The organism is Williamsia phyllosphaerae (assembly GCF_014635305.1).
GTDB lineage: Bacteria > Actinomycetota > Actinomycetes > Mycobacteriales > Mycobacteriaceae > Williamsia_A > Williamsia_A phyllosphaerae.
In genome coordinates this window covers 672,672-692,804 of record NZ_BMCS01000002.1, presented here as the reverse complement: position 1 = coordinate 692,804, position 20,133 = coordinate 672,672, and the positions used below count along the sequence as shown (strand labels likewise).

General features: G+C 67.5%; 22 protein-coding genes. 16 read left to right on the top strand and 6 right to left on the bottom strand.

From position 1 onward, the window contains the following. The first annotated feature begins 28 nt into the window (after nucleotides 1-28). A complete protein-coding gene (locus tag IEV93_RS17100) occupies nucleotides 29-3,424 on the top strand; it encodes a DEAD/DEAH box helicase (RefSeq protein WP_308691328.1) in 3,396 nt (1,131 codons plus the stop codon). A gap of 9 nt (nucleotides 3,425-3,433) precedes the next feature. Here the strand turns inward: IEV93_RS17100 and IEV93_RS17095 are convergent, their stop codons facing one another. Continuing rightward, a complete protein-coding gene (locus tag IEV93_RS17095; RefSeq protein WP_188491145.1) occupies nucleotides 3,434-3,688 on the bottom strand; it encodes a WhiB family transcriptional regulator in 255 nt (84 codons plus the stop codon). Between the two features lie 341 nt (nucleotides 3,689-4,029). Between IEV93_RS17095 and IEV93_RS17090 the strand changes: the two genes are divergently transcribed. The 7 genes from IEV93_RS17090 to IEV93_RS17060 all read left to right on the top strand — a co-directional run bounded on the left by IEV93_RS17090 (nucleotide 4,030) and on the right by IEV93_RS17060 (nucleotide 10,107). After that, nucleotides 4,030-5,034 (top strand): aldo/keto reductase family protein, encoded by a 1,005-nt coding sequence (locus IEV93_RS17090; protein ID WP_188491144.1) that lies wholly within the window; start codon nucleotides 4,030-4,032, stop codon nucleotides 5,032-5,034. A 4-nt stretch (nucleotides 5,035-5,038) separates the two neighbouring features. Then, nucleotides 5,039-5,560, top strand: a complete 522-nt coding sequence (locus tag IEV93_RS17085) for a GNAT family N-acetyltransferase (protein ID WP_229705262.1) — start codon at nucleotides 5,039-5,041, stop codon at nucleotides 5,558-5,560. A gap of 2 nt (nucleotides 5,561-5,562) precedes the next feature. After that, nucleotides 5,563-6,816: an FAD-binding domain-containing protein gene (locus tag IEV93_RS17080; protein ID WP_188491142.1), complete on the top strand. Its 1,254-nt coding sequence runs from the start codon at nucleotides 5,563-5,565 to the stop codon at nucleotides 6,814-6,816. Between the two features lie 70 nt (nucleotides 6,817-6,886). Next, complete coding sequence (locus IEV93_RS17075) at nucleotides 6,887-7,261, top strand: TA system antitoxin ParD family protein (RefSeq protein ID WP_188491725.1); 375 nt, start codon at nucleotides 6,887-6,889, stop codon at nucleotides 7,259-7,261. Beyond that, complete coding sequence (locus IEV93_RS17070; protein WP_188491141.1) at nucleotides 7,258-7,845, top strand: ATPase; 588 nt, start codon at nucleotides 7,258-7,260, stop codon at nucleotides 7,843-7,845. Before IEV93_RS17075 ends, IEV93_RS17070 begins: the two co-directional genes overlap by 4 nt. A 92-nt stretch (nucleotides 7,846-7,937) precedes the next feature. Then, nucleotides 7,938-8,813, top strand: a complete 876-nt coding sequence (locus tag IEV93_RS17065) for a ParA family protein (protein WP_188491140.1) — start codon at nucleotides 7,938-7,940, stop codon at nucleotides 8,811-8,813. Nucleotides 8,814-8,886: 73 nt separating this feature from the next. Further along, nucleotides 8,887-10,107 (top strand): kynureninase, encoded by a 1,221-nt coding sequence (locus IEV93_RS17060; RefSeq protein WP_188491139.1) that lies wholly within the window; start codon nucleotides 8,887-8,889, stop codon nucleotides 10,105-10,107. On the opposite strand, the gene IEV93_RS17055 is transcribed toward IEV93_RS17060, so the two are convergent. After that, nucleotides 10,087-10,836 carry an alpha/beta hydrolase gene (locus tag IEV93_RS17055; RefSeq protein ID WP_188491138.1) on the bottom strand — a complete coding sequence of 250 codons (750 nt, stop codon included), beginning with the start codon at nucleotides 10,834-10,836 and terminating at the stop codon, nucleotides 10,087-10,089. The genes IEV93_RS17060 and IEV93_RS17055 overlap by 21 nt on opposite strands. A 64-nt stretch (nucleotides 10,837-10,900) precedes the next feature. Between IEV93_RS17055 and IEV93_RS17050 the strand changes: the two genes are divergently transcribed. The 7 genes from IEV93_RS17050 (at nucleotide 10,901) to IEV93_RS17020 (ending at nucleotide 16,742) form a co-directional block, all read left to right on the top strand. Next, nucleotides 10,901-11,884 (top strand): NAD-dependent epimerase/dehydratase family protein, encoded by a 984-nt coding sequence (locus tag IEV93_RS17050; RefSeq protein ID WP_188491137.1) that lies wholly within the window; start codon nucleotides 10,901-10,903, stop codon nucleotides 11,882-11,884. 131 nt (nucleotides 11,885-12,015) lie between these two features. After that, on the top strand, nucleotides 12,016-12,786 hold the full coding sequence (locus IEV93_RS17045) for a hypothetical protein (protein WP_188491136.1): 771 nt from the start codon (nucleotides 12,016-12,018) through the stop codon (nucleotides 12,784-12,786). Between the two features lie 241 nt (nucleotides 12,787-13,027). Next, nucleotides 13,028-13,564 carry an alternate-type signal peptide domain-containing protein gene (locus tag IEV93_RS17040; protein ID WP_188491135.1) on the top strand — a complete coding sequence of 179 codons (537 nt, stop codon included), beginning with the start codon at nucleotides 13,028-13,030 and terminating at the stop codon, nucleotides 13,562-13,564. A 2-nt stretch (nucleotides 13,565-13,566) separates the two neighbouring features. Then, nucleotides 13,567-14,133: a hypothetical protein gene (locus IEV93_RS17035; RefSeq protein ID WP_188491134.1), complete on the top strand. Its 567-nt coding sequence runs from the start codon at nucleotides 13,567-13,569 to the stop codon at nucleotides 14,131-14,133. Then, entirely contained in the window at nucleotides 14,130-14,726 is a 597-nt protein-coding gene (locus IEV93_RS17030; protein WP_188491133.1) for a signal peptidase I, read from the top strand. The genes IEV93_RS17035 and IEV93_RS17030 overlap by 4 nt, the downstream gene beginning before the upstream one ends. Next, a complete protein-coding gene (locus IEV93_RS17025; protein WP_229705260.1) occupies nucleotides 14,723-15,295 on the top strand; it encodes a hypothetical protein in 573 nt (190 codons plus the stop codon). Before IEV93_RS17030 ends, IEV93_RS17025 begins: the two co-directional genes overlap by 4 nt. A gap of 1 nt (nucleotide 15,296) precedes the next feature. Continuing rightward, a complete protein-coding gene (locus IEV93_RS17020; protein ID WP_188491132.1) occupies nucleotides 15,297-16,742 on the top strand; it encodes a signal peptidase I in 1,446 nt (481 codons plus the stop codon). A 9-nt stretch (nucleotides 16,743-16,751) separates the two neighbouring features. Here the strand turns inward: IEV93_RS17020 and IEV93_RS17015 are convergent, their stop codons facing one another. Further along, nucleotides 16,752-17,171, bottom strand: a complete 420-nt coding sequence (locus tag IEV93_RS17015) for a nitroreductase/quinone reductase family protein (protein WP_188491131.1) — start codon at nucleotides 17,169-17,171, stop codon at nucleotides 16,752-16,754. A gap of 172 nt (nucleotides 17,172-17,343) precedes the next feature. On the opposite strand from IEV93_RS17015, the gene IEV93_RS17010 reads away from it, so the two are divergent. Then, nucleotides 17,344-17,625, top strand: a complete 282-nt coding sequence (locus IEV93_RS17010) for a hypothetical protein (RefSeq protein ID WP_188491130.1) — start codon at nucleotides 17,344-17,346, stop codon at nucleotides 17,623-17,625. Nucleotides 17,626-17,636: 11 nt separating this feature from the next. Here the strand turns inward: IEV93_RS17010 and IEV93_RS17005 are convergent, their stop codons facing one another. From IEV93_RS17005 to pnuC, 3 genes are read right to left on the bottom strand one after another with little or no spacing between them, the layout of a single operon-like run. Continuing rightward, the gene (locus IEV93_RS17005; RefSeq protein WP_188491129.1) at nucleotides 17,637-18,332 is read right to left on the bottom strand and encodes an NUDIX hydrolase; all 696 of its coding nucleotides are present in this window, start codon (nucleotides 18,330-18,332) and stop codon (nucleotides 17,637-17,639) included. Continuing rightward, nucleotides 18,329-19,417, bottom strand: a complete 1,089-nt coding sequence (locus IEV93_RS17000) for an AAA family ATPase (RefSeq protein ID WP_188491128.1) — start codon at nucleotides 19,415-19,417, stop codon at nucleotides 18,329-18,331. The genes IEV93_RS17005 and IEV93_RS17000 overlap by 4 nt, the downstream gene beginning before the upstream one ends. Before the next feature lie 2 nt (nucleotides 19,418-19,419). After that, nucleotides 19,420-20,058 carry a nicotinamide riboside transporter PnuC gene (pnuC, locus tag IEV93_RS16995; protein WP_188491127.1) on the bottom strand — a complete coding sequence of 213 codons (639 nt, stop codon included), beginning with the start codon at nucleotides 20,056-20,058 and terminating at the stop codon, nucleotides 19,420-19,422. Between the last annotated feature and the right edge of the window lie 75 nt (nucleotides 20,059-20,133).

The window sequence follows — 20,133 nt, the reverse complement described above, 5'->3', positions numbered from 1 at the left end:
AGTCGGTCTCCGTCGTTAGGCTCACCCCGTGCTGACACCGACACCCGAGATCCGCCCGGACGACCTGGGCCGGTTCTTCGACAGTGGCACCCTCTCGCGTGCCCGGGTGTACGCCAACCGGGGCATGGTGGTTCGCTCGGACTTCGACACGAGTGGTCGGGTGCTGACCGGGACCTGCCGCGGAAACGGGACGCGTCCGTACGCGGTGCGGGTGGAGTTCACCGACGGCGCGGCGGGGTGGGAGATCGACTGGACATCCTGCACGTGCCCGGTGGGCGAGTTCTGCAAACACGCGGCCGCGCTCGTCCTGATCGCGGCGGCGCCTCGGTTGCAGGTGGTCCCGACCGACCCGTGGGTGTCGGTCGAACCCTGGGAGTCCGTCCTCGCCGACGTCATCGCGGAATCGGCACCCCCACCGTCCGCGGGCCTGCCGATCGCCGTGCAGTTCGCCCTCACCCGGGCGCCGTCTCGTCATCAGGCCGCCGAGTGGATGACCCTGCGGCCGCTCACCCTCGGCAAACGCGGGACCTGGATTCGGTCGGGCCTCACGTGGCGACACCTCGAGTTCAACGCGCAATCCGCCGAATACGACGCCGACCAGTACGCTGCGCTCCGCGAGATCTCGCTGGAGTTCCGCCGTGCGCATCCCTACGCCCAGTCCGACGAGCTCGCCCTGTCCACGGCACCACCCACCATCTGGCGCCTGCTCTCCGACGCACGGGAGGCCGGCGTCGCGTTGATCGCGCACCCGTCGACGTCGGCCGACGAGATCGCGATCGCCCGCACCGCGACCCTCCGACTCGACGTCGGCCAGGACGGTTCCGATGGCGCCGCCCACCTCGCGGTCGCACTCGAGGTCGACGACCGACCCTGGGACCCCGCTGACGCGCATCTGGTCGGTTCGCCCAGTCCCCACGGGGTCCATCGAACCGACGGTCGTGTCCTGACGTTGGCCCCGTTCGACCCGAGGCCGGGTCGAGCGCTCGCCCAGTTGTTCGGCACCGGCGGCGGACTGGCCGTCCCGGCGCACGCGGTCGGGCGGTTCGCCGACGAGTTCCTGCCGCGCCTCACCTCGGCGATCCCGGTGCGCGTGGCGGAGGGCTCGTTCACCCCGCCCGACATCGACGGCCCGCGCGCCGTGCTCAGCATCGACATCGACGACACCGGAACCGGACACGCGTGGTGGAGCGTGCGGTATCTCGTCAACGACCAGGGCCACGACTTCGACCCGACCGCGTCGATGATCGGAGCAGGATTTCGACGCGCCGCGGCAGAGATGACGATGTGGGACGCCCTCGCGCCGGCGTTGCGATCGGTTGCCGCGTCGGCGGGTACGTGGAAGAGCCAGGCCTGCGATCACGTCCGGACGCGGATACGCCACGGGTTCGACCTCTCGCTCGCCGACGAGGTAGGTCGGATCCTGGCCGCGAGGGCTGTCGCCGACGCGGCCGTCACCAGCTCGCCGGCGACGCTGCTGGCCGGTGTGCACCTCACCGCACTGGAGACCGCCCGCCTCTGCGTGGAGCTGCTGCCCGAACTCGTGACCGCCCATCCGGAACTGGTCGTGTCCGTCGACGCCCGCGCCTCAGATTTCGCTGCTGCACAGAGCGATCCGCTCGTGGGGTTCGCACTGTCCGAGGACGACGCCACCGACCTCGAGGCCGGTGCATCGCCGAACGACTGGTTCGACCTGCAGGTCACCGTGAACGTCGACGACCATCGCGTACCCATCGCCGATGTGTTCACCGAACTCGCCGACGGTGCCACGCACATGCTGCTCCCGTCCGGCGTCTACTTCCCGCTCGACTCCCCGGAGCTGAGCCGGATCGGTGAGTTGATGGCCGAGGGGCGCTCGCTGGGCGAGATCGAGTCGGGGCGGGTTCGTGCCGCCTCCGGGAACGTCACCCTGTGGGAGGAACTGCTCTCGCTCGGAGTGGTCGACGAGCAGACGCACGCCTGGCGAGAGCGGATGGCGCGACTGAGTTCGGCACGCCCGCACCACCGCGTCATCCCGCCCGACATGCTGCAGGCCACGCTCCGTGGCTACCAGCAGGAGGGCCTGGACTGGCTGAGCTTCCTGTGGGACAACGGGCTCGGCGGCATCCTCGCCGACGACATGGGCCTCGGCAAGACCGTGCAGACGCTCGCCGTCATCGCCCGCATCGTCGAGAGCGGTTCCGAGGGGAAGTTCCTGGTCGTCGCTCCGACGAGCGTCGTCGGCAACTGGCTCACCGAGTGCCTCAAGTTCGTCCCGGAACTGACAGCCGTGGCCATCACCGCGACCCAGTCGCGCAGCCGCATCCCGTTGGCGCACTCGGTCGCACAGGCCGACATCGTGGTCACGTCGTACGCGTTGATGCGCATCGACATCGAGGCCTACGACGAGATCGACTGGGCTGGAGTCATCTTCGACGAGGCCCAGTTCGTCAAGAACCACAACTCCAAGGGACACCAGTGTGCACGCCGTCTCCGCGCGCCGTTCAAGCTGGCGATCACCGGCACCCCGATGGAGAACAACCTCATGGAACTGTGGTCGCTGCTGTCGATCACCGCACCGGGCCTGTTCCCCCGGCCCCAGCCGTTCACCGATTACTTCCGCAAACCCATCGAGAGCGGACATCACCCCGAACGGCTCGCCGTGCTGCGTCGTCGGATCAAACCGATGATGCTGCGACGCAAGAAGGAGCAGGTCGCGGCGGATCTACCCGGTAAGCAGGAGCAGGTGCTGGCGGTGCAACTGTCGCCGAAACACCGGCGGGCCTACGACACCCGCCTGGCCCGGGAACGCCAGAAGGTCCTCGGTCTCCTCGGCGACTGGGAGAAGAACCGGTTCGCGATCTTCCGGTCGCTGACCATGCTGCGGCAGATGAGTCTGCACGCCGGTCTGGTCGACGAGTCGATGCGCGACATCGCCTCGGCCAAGGTGGACTTCCTGCTCGAGCAGCTGCCCGAACTCATAGCTGAGGGTCACAGCTCACTGGTGTTCAGCCAGTTCACCGGGTTCCTCGCGATCATCCGCGCGGAGTTGGACGCCGCGGGCATCGCCTACAGCTATCTCGACGGGTCGATGACGGCGCAGGCTCGCGCTGCGGAGGTCGCGAGCTTCGGGGCGGGCGCCACGCAGGTGTTCCTGATCAGCCTCAAGGCGGGTGGGTTCGGGCTCAACCTCACCGAGGCCGACTACTGCTTCATCTGTGACCCGTGGTGGAACCCTGCGGCCGAGGCCCAGGCCGTCGACCGCGCGCACCGCATCGGTCAGACCCGACCGGTCACCGTCTACCGGCTGGTGTCGGCGGACACCATCGAGGAGAAAGTCGTTGCCCTGCAGGACCGCAAGCGTGAGCTGTTCAGCGCCGTCATCGACGACGGCGACGAGTTCGGCACCGCGATCGCAGCCGCCGACATCCGGGCGCTCCTCGAGTAGGCGTGGAACTCAGGCGTTGCCCGGAGGCCGCCCGCGTGCGCGTTTGTGACCCACCACGCGGCCGTTGGAGAAGATCTCGCCACCCCACACCCCGTGCGGTTCGCGGCGCTCGCGCGCCCCCGCCAGGCACTGCTCCATGACCGGGCACGTCCGGCACAGCGACTGCGCCTGGTGCAGGGCTCGGGGTGTTTCGTCGAACCACCAGTCTGCGTTCGCCGACAGACAGGGGAGGCGATCGGTCGTCTCGCGGAGTGTCGGGTTCATGACGCCACAGTCCAGTGTGAACCGAGCTCGAGGTCAAGGGTTTCCGCCACAAACGACGCGAATATCGGTCAAAGGTACGAGCCGGTGTCGGCCGAACGTACTACCGCCGACCGTGCCCTAACCACCCGCCGATCGTGCCGCAACGACCTACCGAACGTGCCCTGAGCACCCGCCGAACGTGCCGTCCGAAGAACCCCGCCCACATCCTCGCCGCCGACCGCGTCCTGGGCGGCGGTCATCCCGCGCTTCGGCGACCCCGACGGCCGCGCGCCTACAGTCGAAGGAGGGGAAGCGTTCGAGCGCTCCCGCACGAACTGAAGCGAACGGAAGGCACGCACCACATGGCTTACAGGTACCTCGGCAACAGCGGTCTCAAGATCTCAGAGATCACGTACGGCAACTGGTTGACCCACGGCTCTCAGGTGGAGAACGACATCGCCGAGAAGTGCGTGCACGCTGCCCTCGAGGCCGGCATCACCACCTTCGACACCGCCGACGTCTACGCCAACGGCGCCGCCGAGACCGTGCTGGGCAAGGCACTCTCGGGCGAGCGCCGCGAGGGGCTGGAGATCTTCACGAAGGTCTACTTCCCGGTCGGCAAGCTCGGCCCCAACGACACCGGCCTGTCACGCAAGCACATCAGCGAGGGCATCAACTCCTCACTCAAGCGCCTCGGCACCGACTACGTCGACCTCTACCAGGCGCACCGCTACGACCACGAGACCCCGCTGGAGGAGACGATCCAGGCGTTCGCCGACGTCGTCCGCTCGGGCAAGGCCCTCTACATCGGTGTGTCGGAGTGGACCGCCGAGCAGCTGCAGGAGGGCCAGATCCTCGCCCGCGACGCCGGCTTCTCGATCATCTCCAACCAGCCGCAGTACTCCGCGCTCTGGCGCGTCATCGAGGAGAAGGTCGTCCCGACCTCGAAGGAGCTCGGCATCTCGCAGATCGTGTGGTCGCCGATCGCCCAGGGCGTGCTCACCGGCAAGTACAAGCCGGGCGAGGCGCCGCCGGCCGGGTCGCGTGCCACCGACGACAAGGGTGGCGACGAGATGATCAAGCGCTACCTCGACGACGAGGTCCTCACCAACGTGCAGAAACTGCAGCCCATCGCCGACGATCTGGGCATCAAGATGTCGCAGCTCGCCATCGCATGGGTACTCGCCAACGACAACATCGCCGCCGCGCTCGTCGGTGCGTCGCGCCCCGAGCAGATCACCGAGAACGTCAAGGCCTCCGAGGTCACCCTCGACGCCGACGTGCTGAAGAAGATCGACGAGGCGTTGGGCAGCAGCATCATTCGCGATGCATCGCTCACCAAGAGCCCCGAAAAGCGCATCGTCTAGAGGCGTGACCGCAGCACGCGCGTCGGCGTCGGTGACGATCCGACCCTTCACCGACACCGACTGGCCGCAGATCTGGCCGTTCTTCGCCGAGATCGTCGCCGACGGGGAGACCTACGCGTTCGACCCCGCATGGTCGAGCGACGAGTCCCGCGGCGTGTGGCTCGGCGGCCCGACGTCGCACGTCGTCGTCGCGGTCGACGGTGAGCGCGTGCTCGGCACGGCGACGATGGGGCCGAACCGGCCCGCGCGCGGCGCGCATGTCGGGACGGCGAGCTTCATGGTCTCGCCCGACGCACGCGGATCAGGCGTCGGGCGGTTGCTCGGCGAGTACGTGATCGACTGGCATCGGCAAGAAGCGTTCGCGGCCATACAGTTCAATGCCGTTGTCGAGACGAACACCGCAGCCGTCGCGCTGTGGCAGAGCCTCGGTTTCGACATCATCGGAACCGTGCCGGGCGCCTTCGACAGCGCCCGGCACGGTCGGGTGGGCCTGCACGTGATGCACCTGCCACTGACCACGGGATAGACATGCCTCTACTGCCCACACCTCCCGCGCCCGCGTCCGGATCCGACCACGGTGAATCGATCGCCTGGGTCGCCGAGCACCTCGGCGACCTCGCTCGTGAAAGCCCCACCGACATCACCGCGGGAGGGTTCACCGGGGGACAGGTCGCGGCCGACACCGCGTTGGCCGGTGTCGACATCACCGGGTACGCGCGTGATCGCAGCACCGTGCTGCCGGTCGATCGACGCGGTGCGAGCCGGATGTCGCCCTACATCCGCCACGGCCTGCTGCCGTTGCGAACCGTGTGGGACGCGGTGTCCGACGCGCCGGGCCGCGACAAGGGTCGCTACCGCGACGAGCTGATGTGGCAGGAGTACGCCCGCCACCTCTACGCCCGGGTGGGTCGCGACCTCGGGGCCTCACTGCGACGCGACCAGCCTCGTGCCGGCGCGGGATCGCGGTGGACTGACAACCCGTGGCCCGACGACATGAAGTGCATGGAGACCGTCGTCGGGGAGCTGCACACCGAGGGGTGGCTGGTGAACCAGACGCGGATGTGGCTGTCGTCGCAGTGGGCCGTGCGCGCCGGGGCAACCTGGCGCGACGGTGAGGACGAGATGTTCGCGCACCTACTCGACGGGTCGCGTGCGGCCAACCGGCTCGGCTGGCAGTGGACGATCGGGACCGGCTCCGGCAAGCCGTACGGGTTCAGTCGCTGGCAGGTGAACAAGCGGGCGCCCGCGCTGTGCCGGGAGTGTTCGCTGTCGGACAACTGCCCCATCGAGGGCTGGCCGTCGGATGCGACCGGTCCGTCCGTCGACGGCCCGTACCTCGGCGCCGCCGACATCCCCGCCGGACCCGACGAGGTCGAGGGCCCGGGTCACGCCGACGCGGTGTGGCTGACCGCGGAATCCCTCGGCGACACCGACCCCGCCCTCGACACCAACCCGACGCTGCCCGCGGTGTTCGTGTTCGACGAGCCGCTGCTGCAGCGGTTGCGACTGTCCGGCAAACGGTTGGTCTTCTTGGCCGAATGCCTGGGTGACCTCGCGCAACGCCGCGATGTCGAGGTCCGACGCGGCGTGGTCGCCGACGAACTCGCCGACCGCTCGGTGGCCGCGACGTGGGCCCCGGTACCGGGATGGCAGTCCATCTCCCGACGCGTCGAACCGGTCGAGATCCACCCGTGGCCGTGGCTGGTCCGTCCGGGTCGGGCGCCGGTCCGCTCGTTCAGCGCATGGCGCAAATCGGTGGGTGCGCCCGGTCGGGTGAACTGAGGGGTCTCGAGAACAGACGCTCCTCCCGTTGCAGATTGCTACACTTGCTGAATCAAGGAGGCGACATCACATGGCAACCACATCTCCGACACGAGTCGACGACGAGTTGTACACCTCCGCAAAGCTCGTAGGCGGGGTGATGAGCCGCAGCGCCGCACAGCAAATCGCACATTGGGCGCGCATCGGACGTGAGCTGGAGGCCTCTCCGACCGTTGCGCACCGAGACATCGCCGAGGTGCTCGACGGTCACCGACAGTACGACGAGTTGACTGTCCACGAACAAGCGGTCGTCCGAGCCGAATGGGCTGAACGTACCGCTGAACGCCGTACAGATCTGAACCTGGCCGAGAAGTTCGATCGTGAAGGCCGGTCGTACGTCGAATTGGACGATGACGGCAACGTCGTTCGTCATCCCGCTCGCGATCAGGATTCGCGACAGGCTTGACCTCCGACCCCGTTCTGCACCTCATCGTCGGACCAAATGGCGCAGGGAAGACCACATTCCACGACGAGATCCTGCGTCCCGTGACCGATCTTCCGTTTGTGAATGCCGACATCATTGCAGCAGAGCTCTGGCCCGGTGACGCCGCTGCCCACGCCTATGAAGCCGCTACGTTGGCCTCGCGGGAACGACAGCGTCGCATCGATGAGCGCCTCTCGTTCGTCGCAGAGACAGTGTTCTCACACGAATCGAAGCTGATGCTCATCAGGTCTGCCCACACGGCAGGCTTCCAGGTGACGCTGCACGTGGTGTTGATCCCGGAGGAGTTGGCTGTCGCTCGCGTGGTTGATCGGGTGACCAACGGTGGGCACTGGGTACCTGAGGGCAAGGTTCGCGAGCGGTTCGGCCGATTGTGGACTCTGGTACGTACCGCGATCGACGAGTCCGACCAGGCCAACGTCTACGAGAACACGAGGGCGGCGCACCCATTCCGTGTGGTCGCGAACTTTTCGCACGGTCGCCTCACCGGGTACCCCGATTGGCCGACATGGACGCCCCCGGAGTTGATCGACGGCCGAGGGGCTTGAGCGAGCCGAGTCTGCACGATCCGGTCGCGGTGACGTGATGTCGTATTTAGTCTCGACGGTATGCGACCACGTCGGGCCGAGCGGACTGCTCGATGACCTCGGTGATCGCGACGATCAGCCTCAAGGGCGGCGTCGGGAAGACGACGGTCACCGCCGGCGTCGCCGAGTTCATGGCCGGCGAGTTCGGCCGTCGCGTCCTCGTCGTCGACCTCGACTCGCAGATCAACCTGACGACGATGTTCCTCGGCGACGAACGCTGGGTGAAGCTCAACGCCGCAGGACACACGCTCGCCACTGTGTTCGCCGACGCGGTCGATCAGACGTCGGAGTTCTCACTGCCGGACACCTTGCAGCGCGACGTGTCGACGGTGTCCGGGGTCGCCGGACTCGACCTCATCCCGTCGTCGCTCGACCTGATCGAGGTCACTGAGGAACTCAGCGCGATGCGGGTTCGCCGCGACGACACCCTCGCCGGGGTATCAGCACTTCGCGACGCCCTGGAGCTGGTGGTCGACCAGTACGACTACGTGCTGATCGACTGCCCGCCCAACATGGGTCCGGTGACGTTGAACGGTCTGGCCATGGCCGACGGGTACATCATCCCGACCATCCCGGATGTGCTGTCCACCTACGGCATCCCGCAGGTGCAGACCTACATCGGGCGCTTCGGCGAGGAGATCGGCAGGCGAATCGTCGAACTCGGAGTGGTGATCACCAAGTTCAAGGCCAACTCGTCGGTACACAAGGAGACCGTCACCCGACTCCGCCGTGACTCGACCATCCAGAACGTCCTGCCCGGGTACCTGGGTGAGGCGAATTCGATCGCGGCCGCAGCCGAATTCGGGTCGCATGCGTCGCTGCGGGCGAAGTACGGGTCGCGCGGACAGTTCGACCAGTTCCGCGAGCTGACCCGCACGATCATGGTCGAGGCCGACGACAAGCTCCCACTCCGCCAGTTGGGCACCTAAACCCACCAGTTGGGCACGTACATCCGCCAGTTGGGCACGTACGGTGAAAATCACCGCCCGATGAGGAGTATCGATGACCACCGAGGACCGAGCCGCCGCCCTCGACGCCGCAGACCCGCTGCGTCCCTTCGTCGACCGCTTCGTCACCGGCGGGGGAGTGCAGGCCTACCTCGACGGCAACTCGCTCGGACGGCCCACGCGGGTGACCGCGGAACGGATGCGCACATTTGTCGACGACGAGTGGGGTGGCCGTCTGATCCGCGGGTGGGACGAACGGTGGTTCGAGCTACCGCTCACTCTCGGTGACCGCATCGGCGCCGTCACCCTGGGCGCCAAACCGGGTCAGACCGTGGTCGGGGATTCCACGACGGTGTTGCTCTACAAGCTCATGCGCGCGGCTCTCGCGCTGCGCGCCGACCGCACCGAGATCGTCCTCGACCGCGGCAACTTTCCCACCGACCGCTACCTCGCCGAGGGCATCGCCGGCGAGACCGGCGCGGTACTCCGATGGATCGACCCGCCGTTCGACGGTGGCGTCACGGCCGACGCTGTGGCGGAGGTGATCTCGGACAGAACCGCGCTGGTGCTCATCAGCCATGTCGCCTACCGGTCCGGGCATCTGCTCGACGCCCAGGCCATCACCGGGCTCGCCCACACCCACGGCGCGCTCGTCCTGCTCGACGTCTGCCACTCCGCCGGGTCGGTGGCCATGGACCTCGACGGCTGGGACGTCGACCTCGCCGTCGGCTGCACCTACAAGTACCTCAACGGAGGTCCGGGTGCGCCCGCGTTCGCCTACGTCGCCCAGCGACATCTCGACGACATCGTCCAACCGATCTGGGGCTGGATGGGTGCCGCCGACTCGTTCGAGATGGGACAGGGTTACGTTCCCGCGCAGGGCATCCGACGCATCCTGAGCGGCACCCCGGCGGTCCTCGGGATGCTCCCGATGGCCGACATGCTCGATCTGATCGAGGAGGTCGGGGTCGAGGCCGTCCGCGCGAAGTCGGTGGCGCTCACGTCGTTCGCTCTCGAACTGGTCGACGAGCTGCTCACGCCGTTCGACGTCGAGGTGTCCACGCCGCGGGACCCGGCCGAACGCGGCGGTCACATCACCATCGACCACCCGGCGTTCCGCGCGATCACCCCGCGGCTCTGGCGCAGCGGCATCATTCCCGACTTCCGTGGTCCCACCGGCATCCGACTCGGACTCAGTCCGCTGAGCACCACGTTCGACGAGGTCCGCCTCGGCATCGAGGCGATCCGCGACGAACTAAGCGTCCACGCGTCCTGAACCCAGCGCGAGCTCGATGCCGGCGAGGACCTCGGCCCACAACGGTGCGACCGGGTCGATGATGTCGAAATGGTCCCCTGCCGAGTGGATCTCGGTAAGCACGTCCCCGGCCGTCAGAGCTGCGGCGGAGTAGTCGCGGCTGAAGTCGAGCAGGTGCGGGTCGTCGTCGAGGCCGCAGGCGACGATCTGCGGGATGCCGAGCGGCAGGCGGTGTCGGGGTGATGACGCGACGTCGTCGGGGGAGTCGCCGCTCCAGTGGTGTCCGAGCGCGTTGGCGACGGCGCCGTCGCCCATGTCGAACTGGTCCGCCCGCTCGAGGTCGATGACCCCGGCCAACGACACCGCCAGCGTCGGACGCGACCCGACGGGCAGGTCGGCCACCCCGCGCAGCGCGAGCTGACCGCCCGCCGAGTGACCGATGACCACGATCGGGGTGTCCACCTCGACCGCTTGAAGCGCCGCTGCGAGATCAGCCGTCGTGGCCGCCCAACCGTGCTCATCGGGTCGTCGGTACTCGACGTTCCAGGTAGCCACGTTGTGCGCTGACAGCGAGTCGGCCATCGGGTCCATCAGATCCAGCTTGTACGGCGAGCGCCAGTACCCGCCGTGGACGAGCACCGCGGTCCATCGGGGCGTCGCTCTGGGTGTGCGCACGGCGATGTGCTGGTCGGGGTGGTCGCCGTAGCGGACGATCCGGTCGGGGCCTACGGATTTCTGTGTCGAGGTCACCCCTCGAGTGTGCACGCCGCCTGATATGCCGACGAGGTCCCCGGCCTCGTGCCACAGTGGTGCAATGGGATTGACGGTGGCGGTGACAGGTCCGACAGGTGAGATCGGTATCTCGGCGGTGACGGCCTTGGAGGCCGACTCGAAGGTCGACAGGATCATCGGGATGGCCCGACGACCGTTTGACCCGAGCGAGCACGGCTGGACCAAGACGGAGTATCGGCAGGGCGACATCCTCGACCGTGAGGCCGTCGACGCGCTGGTCGCCGACGCCGACGTCGTCATCCATCTGGCGTTCATCGTGATCGGTTCGCGCGACGAGGCGGCGCGGATCAACCTGGCCGGGACGAAGACGGTGTTCCAGGCGACCGTCGACGCGAAGCGGCCGACGCGGATGGTCTACACCTCATCGGTCGTCGCGTACGGCTATCACTCCGACAACCCGTTGCCGCTCACCGAGGACACCCCGATCCGCGGCAGCCAGGAGCACTACTACTCCGCGCAGAAGGCAGACTGCGAGGACGCGATCGCCGAGATCGTCGACGGCACCGACCTCGAGCTGTACATGCTGCGCCCCTGCATCGTCGCCGGACCCAAGGCGCCCGCCCTGGCCGACGCGATGCCGTGGCGCGCGTTGCCCGGGGTGGCGCAGTCGGTGATCGGCGCAGTGCCGATCCTGAAGATGCCGATGCCCGACCACGGTGTGCCCGTGCAGCTGGTGCACCACGACGACGTCGCGCAGGCGATCGCCCTGTGCGCGACCACGGACGCGCCCGCGGGCGCCTACAACATCGCCGGCGAGGGCACGGTCAGTCTCTCGGAGATCGGTGAGGCGCTCGGCGCCCGGCCGGTCCCGTTCCCCAAGATCGGCGTGAAGGTCGCGGCGGAGGCGGTCAAGCGGCTGCCATTCATGCCCTCGGCCGCCGAGTGGATCCACATCGGGCGTACCTCGGTCGTCATGGACACCACGAAGGCGCACGACGTATTGGGTTGGCGGCCGCAGTTTTCCGCCCAGGACACGTTGGGTGCGTTGGCCTACTCGCTGGAGTGATCGCGCGGATCAAACCAGATCCTGTCCGTTTTCGGACGCACACGGCGCCGACCCCGGGAACATTCGACCCCGTCACCGTTCTCCAACTCTGTGAAGCACCACACCCCGCGTGGCGCGACGGAGAGGCAGACGTGAATCAGGTCCAGTCGGTGACGTTCACCTGGCGGCAGATGGCACCGCGTGCTCAGTCCGCGACGCGAGCCGCGAGCCCGTGGGCCGTGACCGGCGTGCTCGTCGCCTTCGCCCTCGTCGCGTTCGGACGGCCCGGTGGTGCGCTGTTCGCCCTCGCTCTCGCTGCATCCCGCCTGACGTTCCTGATCCCGCCCGAGGCGCGCGGCGACATCGTCGGTGAGACCGTGGTCTTCCACCGACAGCGGTGGTGTCGCAACAGCGTCGTGTGGACCGCTGTCGCGGTGGCCGTGATGGGGGTGGCCATCGCGATCCAGTTTGCGACCGGCGAGATCGACACGCCGCTGGTCCTGGTCGCCGGCGCCGGACTTCTCGTCGCTGCCGTCGCGCTGTTCGTGTTCGCGGTCCGGTTCGGAGGCCCGATCGAGGTGACGGCGCAAGGAATGACGTTTCGACGGGGTCAGGCGTTCCGCTTCGACACCCACCGGTTCGCCGTCGCCACCGCCGGCGGGGACCCGATCGTCGAGGTCGACGCAGCGGCGGATGCCAACGGTGGCGAGGCAACGGTCACCGTGACCCGCGCGGCCTCCGGTCTGGATGCGAACGCGGTCGTGTCCGCGGTGGACCAGATCCGCGTGTGGACATCGATCGGGCGGCAGGTCTCGCCGTGGGAGATCAGGGCGATGATGACCGCTACACCCCCGAAAGATGTCCCGGAAGGTGCTTCTGTACAGCTCACGGTTGGTGTCGAACTGGGGGGATCAAACCGCTGACCTGCAGGTCACAGGCCCAGGCGTGACATCTGAGATTGGTGTGTAACGCCTGAACCGGTCAGGACGAAGTACACAACGAGATTCATGTGAGTCCAGTTTGGATTGAGTAAGGCAAACTCAGGACACGAGCGTTCGTCTGGTGCAACATCGCGGCAGAGGTCCGATTTCACACGCCAATGACCTCACCACCGATCCGATCGGCGGCTAGACCTGCTGCCTGCACTTTTACGAGGTTGAGAAGATGAACCGTAATGCCAAGGGCGCGATTGCCGCCGGAGCCGCTGTTGTCGTACTGCTCGGAGGTGCGGGTTCCTACGCACTGTGGAGCGACTCCGCCACGAACACTCCCGGCAACGTCACCACCGGTGAGCTGAAGCTGACCGCTTCGGGCACCCCGGCCTGGAAGGACGTCTCCGCCGACGGCATCGTGGGCGGCACCGTGGTCAACCCGCTGACCGACTTCCTCGTCCCCCGTGACACCTGGGAGTACACCACGACGTACAACGCGTCGGCGACCGGTAAGAACATGAAGGCCCAGGTCACCGTCAACACCGGCACCGCGGGTGCGCTGCCCACCGGCGTGACCGTGACCCCGGTCGCCACAGTCGACGGCGCCGCGGCCACCAGCGGCAGCATCGTCACCATCACCCCGAACGCACCGCACGTCGTGGTCGTCAAGGTCACCGTCGCGTTCGCCGACGTCACCGGCCAGACCAGCCAGAACGCCGCGGTCAACGTGTCGAACATGTCGGTGAACCTGAACCAGGTTCGTCCCTGACGATGACACGGTCGGGTCTCACCCGGCTCCTGATCGTCGGGATCGCAGGTCTGGTGGTCGCACTGTCGCTCGCGGCAGTGCGATCCACCGATGCCCTGTGGTCTGATCGCAAGACCGCCACCTCCACCACGGCGACCACCGGTCAACTCAGGCTCGTGGCCGGCGGTGGCACCGGGTCGACCTATCAGTTCCCGGGTCTCGCGGGGACCGGTCAGCTGCCGGGTCAACAAAGTCAGGCGCCGCTGGTCATCTCCAACGGCGGCAACACCCCGCTCCGGTATCGACTCACTGCCGCGGGGCCGCAGATCACCTCGGGTTCCGCTGTCACGGTGACCCTCTCGGGTGCCGTCGGCGGTAGCTGTGGCACCGGCCCGCTCACCGGGACGTCGGCGTTCACCACGGTCGACGCGTCCGCGGCCGGCACCGCCACGGCCGGTGTGTGGCGATCACTCGCCAAGGGCGCGTCGGAGACCTGGTGCATCCGCAGCGCACTCAAGGCGGTGTCCGGCGCCGGTTCGTCGACGTACTCCATCCTCTTCACCTTCGGAACAGAGCAGACCAGATCATGACCGCAGGACGCCACGCAGCGCCGGCATCGACGCCCGACGTGCCCGCGGACACCGCTCGGCGCACGGGTCCGCTGTGGTGGGTGTTCCAGATCGTCACGTGGCTGCTTCTGCTGTTCCTGGTGGGCATCCTGCTCGCAGCCATCGTCGTGCCAAAAATCGGCGGCGCCCAGCCCTATACGGTTCTCACCTCGTCGATGAAGCAGAAGTACCCGCCGGGCACGCTGATCGTCGTGCGCAAGGTCGACGCCTCGACGCTGTCGATCGGCGACGTCGTCACCTATCAGATCCGATCGGGTGAACCCGGAGTCATCACCCACCGCGTCGTCGGCTTCACCTTCGACCAGCAGGGCAACCGACTGCTCACCACGCAGGGCGACGCCGTCCCCGTCCCCGACGAACGACCTGTCCAAGCGGAACAGGTGCGGGGCAAGCTCTGGTACTCGATCCCGTACCTGGGTTACGTCAACAACTGGATCACCGGTTCGACCCGACTGATCGTCGTCTACGTGATCGCCGGTGGACTGATCCTGTACGCCGTCCTGCAGTTCGCGGGCTCGGTCCGCGACCGTCGCGCCGCGAAACGCACACCGTGACCGCCTATTTGCGGGCCGCCGGGCTCGCGGTGATCAGTCGACGGTTCCGTGCCCTGCTGTCGATCGGCATGGTCATCGGCATCGGCGTCGTCGGCACCCTCGCGCTGTGGTCGACGAGCGTGAACACCCAGTCCGGCGTGTTCACGACCGCCACCATCAACATCCAGGCCGACGCGTCCAAGGCTGCGTCGTTCGCGTTCTCGCCCACCGGGTTGCTGCCGGGCCAGTCCGCCGCCAAGGTCGTCGCCATCACCAACACCGGCACCGCGGCCTTCAGCTATTCGGCCGCCGTGCAGAGCTCCAGCGCACTCGGGCAGGGGATGATGCTGACCGTCGTCGCCGGAGCGACCGCCACCAACGGTGTGTGCGGAACGGGAACGTCAGTGGCCACCGGTACAACGATCGGTTCTGGCGCAACGACGTTCGCGTCGAATCGCGGCCCCCTCGCTGCGACCAACGGCGTCGAGAACCTGTGCCTGCAGCTCAACCTCCCGATCGGTGCCGCCGCCGGTCTGGCCGGCACGTCGGGCTCGGTGCTCTTCACCTTCACCGCGACGGCGGGTGTCTGACGTGTCCGAACGCACGAAGAACATCGCCACCGAGATCGCCCTCACCGTGGGCGCGATCGCCGGTCTGTTGTGCGTCGTCACCGCAGTGGTCGGCGTGTCATTCGGGTTGTCGCCCCTGGTGTTCCGGTCGGAGTCGATGTCGCCGGCGATCAACGTCGGGGATGTCGCCATCGCGCGGTCGGTGCCGGCGTCGGACGTCTCGGTCGGCGACGTCGTCAGCGTCTCGCGCGCCGACGGCACCCGCATCACCCACCGGGTGGTGTCGGTCGACTCCCGCGTCGGCAACTCCACCACGATGACGCTGCGGGGCGACGCGAACAACGTCGTCGACTCGGCGCCGTACACCGTGACCTCGGTCGACCGGGTCGTCTTCGACATCCCCAAGCTCGGCTACGTGCTGAGCTGGTTCGCCAACCCGTTCTCGTGGGCCATCGCCACGCTGCTCACGCTCGGTCTGTTGTGGGCGGCGTTCCGGCCCGACAAGCGTTTTCGGCGTACCGACCGCGGCCGACACGCCGCGCCGGCGGCGTCCGATCGGTCCCGGTACGCAGCGATCGGAGTGCAGGCAGCGGTTGTCGTGGTTGTCGTCGCCACTGCGGTCGCCGGGTTCGCGCGCACTCACGGCACGCTGGCCGCGCTGACCGATTCGGCCACGGCCACCGGCACGGTCTCGGCGGGTCGCCCCGAGGTGCCGACGGCGTTCAACTGCGCGCGAGTCGGCGCTGATGTGAACCTTTCCTGGCCCAATCCCGTCAGCCACCGGAGTTACGACTATCAGCTGACCTACACCCGAAGCGGTGGGGCGAGTGCCGTCACGGTCGTGGCCGGCTCTGCTGCGGACCCCAGAATTGTTCGGGTCACCGCAAGCGACCTCAGCGGCCTCCTGGGCACGCTGGTGGGCTCGTACACAGTTGAGCTGCGAAGCAAGGTGGGAAACTTCTTGTCGTCGGGTAGCGCGACGATCACGATCGGTGTGTTCCTCGGCGCGCTGTCCTGTGGATCTGCTAACGGCACGGTGACTCAGTCTGCTCAGGCGAACGCTCGGTCGGCGCCGGCACAGGCGACATCCACACCCTCGACCTCGGCCGCACCGTCGTCCAGCACACCCGCTCCGACCACATCGTCTCCGACAACCAGTGCCCCGACGGCGACCGCTCCGACCGAGACGACCACCGCAGCACCGGCACCGGCTGCCGCGTCGGTGTCCGACACCAACTCGCCCGGGGGGACCTACGTCGCGACGGCGACCGACGGGACCGTCGTCATCCGGGACAAGGCCGCCGGCGCGGAGCAGTACCGCGCCGACCTGCGCGCGACGAAGCTCGAGTGGGTCGACGACTCCACGCTGCGCGTGACCGGTACGGACGGCTCGACCACGACGGTCAGCCGTACGGACGGGAGCTGGACAGCGTCGGGCTCGACCCCGGCGACCGCACCGGCCGGCTGACGCGGACGGTCAGGCCGGGTTCAAGCGGAAGATCGGGAACTTACGACCCTCGGCGGTCTTCTCGTACTCCTTGAAGCCGTCGGAGAAGTCGGTGAACTTCTTCCAGTTCTCGGCCCAAACGGAGTCGGGCACCTCGGAGACGTTCACCTTGATGGTCGCGACCTCGCCATCGCGAGGCACCTCCATGTCGATGGCCGGGTGGGCACGCAGGTTGTGCACCCAGGCCGGGTCCTTGGGGGATCCGGCGGCCGAGCCGACGATGAGCCAGGAGTCGTCCTCGGACAGGGCCAGGAGCGGGTTGAGGCGCACGTCGCCGCTCTTGGCGCCGATGGAATGCAGGATGACGAGCTTGTCGCCGAAACCTGCTGTCTCCACATGACCGCCGTTGCTGCGGAACTCGTTGATGATGGTCTCGTTGAAATCAGTCATGGGTCGATGATGCCGCGACTGCGATCGATGCGGAAGGAATTGGTCCCACGATCACGTAAACGCCCGCCCACCATCACGCGAACGGTCTCTTGCGCGGGGCGCATCCGCCCGCGATGATGAACCACCCTGTAAGCCGATGGGGCCTGGAGAGGCGGTGGTGAGTGTGTTGTTGATGGTGATTGTTCTCGGGGCGTTCGTGATCGGTGGCGCCGCGCTGCTGAAAGCGCACAGTCAGTCCGAGGCCGACCGGGAAGCCGAACGCGGGGTACGCAAGGGCATCACCCCGATCTACAAGCGCTCGTCCACGATGGACGCCGGGGGCTCCGCTGGATTCTTTGCTTGGGGCGGTTCGTCCGATGGTGGCGGCTGGTCGGGCGGCGACAACGGCGGTGGTTCCTGTGACTTCGGTGGTGGCGACTCCGGTGGCGGTGGCGATTCGGGCGGCGGTTGCTGACCTGATCGGCGTTACCAGCGCAGGATCGGCGGATGCAGCGTCGTGGCCTCGCCGGCGCGATAGAGCTGTGCGTGTCGACCCCGCGTACCGGTGGCGACCGTCTCGCCGTCCACGGGGCGGACGAAATCGGGGGTGCCGAGCACCTTTCGTCGAAAATTGGCGCGATCCCAGGTGACGTCCCAGACCGTCTCGTAGACCGTCTGCAACTCACGCAGCGTGAAGGTGGCACCGACGAACTGGGTTGCGAGCGTGGTGTACTCGAGTTTAGACCGCACCCGCTCGATCGCGTCGTCGAGGATGGTCCGATGGTCGAACGCCAGATCGTCCGGGAGGTCGCCAAGTGCGAGCCACGTCGCATCCGCCGCGTCGGTGCCGGCCACCGGCTCGGGCATGTCCGGCGCGAACGCCACGTAGGCCACCGACACCACGCGCATTCTCGGGTCGCGGTCCGGAGTGCTGTAGGTGGCCAGCTGTTCGACGTGCCCGGGGAACGTTCGTACCCCGGTCTCCTCGGCGAGTTCGCGAACTGCCGCCGCGTCGGTCGACTCGCTGATGTGCACGAATCCACCTGGCAGTGCCGGCTTTCCTCGGAAGGGGTCCTCGCCGCGGGTGATCACCAGGGCGCACAGCTTTCCCTCGCGGAGGGTGAGCACCGCCAGATCAACGGTGACCGCGAACGGCGGGAACTCCGACGCGTCGTAGGTCATGACACTCCCAGCGGATCGGCGAACGTGGACCGCGTGGCCAGCGCCTGGTCGGCCACTCGAACGGCCAGCGCGATCCGCTCGTCGAGGCTACCGGTCAGCAACACCCAGGACCGTCCGCTGCGCGTCAGCGCATCGATGAACCATCCGGTCATCTCTGCGCGGACGTGCTCACCGTCGCGAATGCCGTCCTGCACGAAGGGGACGTCCTCGTGGTCGGTGACGAGATAGATGCTGCCGGTGTCACGGACCTCGGGCGCCGCGCGGTGACTGTGTGGGCCGAGATATCGCCGCTCCCAGATGGTCGTGGTGAACGCGTCGGTGTCGCAGACCAGCAGTGGCGATCCGTCGCGTGCCGCCGCGTCCTCGCGGCCCTGCTGCGTGCGCGCGATGTGGGCGAAGTCGTCGCCGGACCACGTGACGTCATTCATGTCGGCCTCGGCCGACGTGGTCCGTAGCTGAGCCAGCTTCTCGACGGTCGCGTCCCGGCCGTACTCAGGCACCCACCGCGTCGACGCCCAGATGCCGCCTCGGTCGCGGAAGTGTTGAGCCACAGCCTGGCTGACGGTCGTCGTGCCGGTGGACTCCGACCCCAGCACCACGACGTGCGTCATGAGGCCGGCACTAGTCGGTGCGTCCAGGTAGGTCCACGATTCGGCGAGGTCGGCGCGACACCGTGTGCCCGAGATGGGGAGTCGCCGGCGATCCGGGTCAAAGGACACGTGCGCGGCGTCGAACCACGTCGCCAGCTCGCGTCCGTAACCCTCGCTGCTCACCACCACGTCCACGCGGTCGGGCGACACCTGAGCGACGGCAGCGCGCATGCACGCCACCTGTGCTGCCCACACCGCGCGAGATCTCAGATCGACGGGGGCATCGCAGACGATCCCGGTGATCTGCACCGACGGATTCTCGCGGTGTGATTCCCGCAACCATCCGACACGATCAGCCAACGGGATGGACTCGACGGCCGACGGCATCGCCACCACCGTGACCTCCTCGGCCACGCTGGCCGCGAACCGGATCAACGCATGATGCCCAGCGTGTGGGGGATAGAACTTGCCGATGACCAACGCGTGCCGGTACATGATCAGCTCTGCAGAACAGGAACGGCGACCGGCGGCGCGGACATGTCCCGACGCCACGCCCGCAGGCCCATCACGCACAGCGCGAGGAATCCGACGTAGAGCACCGCGGTCAGAACGAGGTCTTTGTAGAAGTAGAGCGGTACGTAGATGAGGTCGGCCGTGATCCAGAGAAGCCATGACTCCCAACGCTTCTTGGCCTGGCCCCAGGTGGCCAGCAGTGACAGCGTCGTTGTGAGGGCATCCCAGAACGGAACGACCGACTCGGTGGCCAGCGCCAGGACCGCGGTCAGAACAGCAGTGGCCAGCACTCCGATCACGGCGAGCGCGGCCCACTCCGGTCGGCTGGTCCCGGTGACCGCGCGCGGTGCGGCCTCCCGGCCGGCGATCCACAGATACCAACCCCAGACGGCCAACGCGATGTAGACGACCTGCAGTGCCGAGTCGGCGTACAGCCCCGCGGTCAGGAACAACAGGATGAACACGACGTTGTTCGCGATGCCGATCGGCCAGTTCCAGATGTTTTGCTGTGCAACGAGGTACACGCAGAGAGCGCCGGTGACGAAGCCCAATAGTTCCGCCCAAGACGTAGGTGCGCCGAACGCGCTGAACGCGGTTGATCCGAGCCAGCCGACGATCGTCATAGTCGACTCCTTTACTTTAGTGGTCGAAGTGACTACAAAGAACGTAGCACGAGTTTCGCACGTCGTCGCAATGTC

Coding starts and splice junctions, on each gene's coding strand:
- IEV93_RS17095 (WP_188491145.1), bottom strand. CDS start 3,688: ATGAACCCGACACTCCGCGAGACGACCGATCGCCTCCCCTGTCTGTCG.
- IEV93_RS17090 (WP_188491144.1), top strand. CDS start 4,030: ATGGCTTACAGGTACCTCGGCAACAGCGGTCTCAAGATCTCAGAGATC.
- IEV93_RS17080 (WP_188491142.1), top strand. CDS start 5,563: ATGCCTCTACTGCCCACACCTCCCGCGCCCGCGTCCGGATCCGACCAC.
- IEV93_RS17075 (WP_188491725.1), top strand. CDS start 6,887: ATGGCAACCACATCTCCGACACGAGTCGACGACGAGTTGTACACCTCC.
- IEV93_RS17065 (WP_188491140.1), top strand. CDS start 7,938: ATGACCTCGGTGATCGCGACGATCAGCCTCAAGGGCGGCGTCGGGAAG.
- IEV93_RS17060 (WP_188491139.1), top strand. CDS start 8,887: ATGACCACCGAGGACCGAGCCGCCGCCCTCGACGCCGCAGACCCGCTG.
- IEV93_RS17050 (WP_188491137.1), top strand. CDS start 10,901: ATGGGATTGACGGTGGCGGTGACAGGTCCGACAGGTGAGATCGGTATC.
- IEV93_RS17040 (WP_188491135.1), top strand. CDS start 13,028: ATGAACCGTAATGCCAAGGGCGCGATTGCCGCCGGAGCCGCTGTTGTC.
- IEV93_RS17035 (WP_188491134.1), top strand. CDS start 13,567: ATGACACGGTCGGGTCTCACCCGGCTCCTGATCGTCGGGATCGCAGGT.
- IEV93_RS17030 (WP_188491133.1), top strand. CDS start 14,130: ATGACCGCAGGACGCCACGCAGCGCCGGCATCGACGCCCGACGTGCCC.
- IEV93_RS17015 (WP_188491131.1), bottom strand. CDS start 17,171: ATGACTGATTTCAACGAGACCATCATCAACGAGTTCCGCAGCAACGGC.
- IEV93_RS17010 (WP_188491130.1), top strand. CDS start 17,344: ATGGTGATTGTTCTCGGGGCGTTCGTGATCGGTGGCGCCGCGCTGCTG.
- IEV93_RS17005 (WP_188491129.1), bottom strand. CDS start 18,332: ATGACCTACGACGCGTCGGAGTTCCCGCCGTTCGCGGTCACCGTTGAT.
- IEV93_RS17000 (WP_188491128.1), bottom strand. CDS start 19,417: ATGTACCGGCACGCGTTGGTCATCGGCAAGTTCTATCCCCCACACGCT.
- pnuC (WP_188491127.1), bottom strand. CDS start 20,058: ATGACGATCGTCGGCTGGCTCGGATCAACCGCGTTCAGCGCGTTCGGC.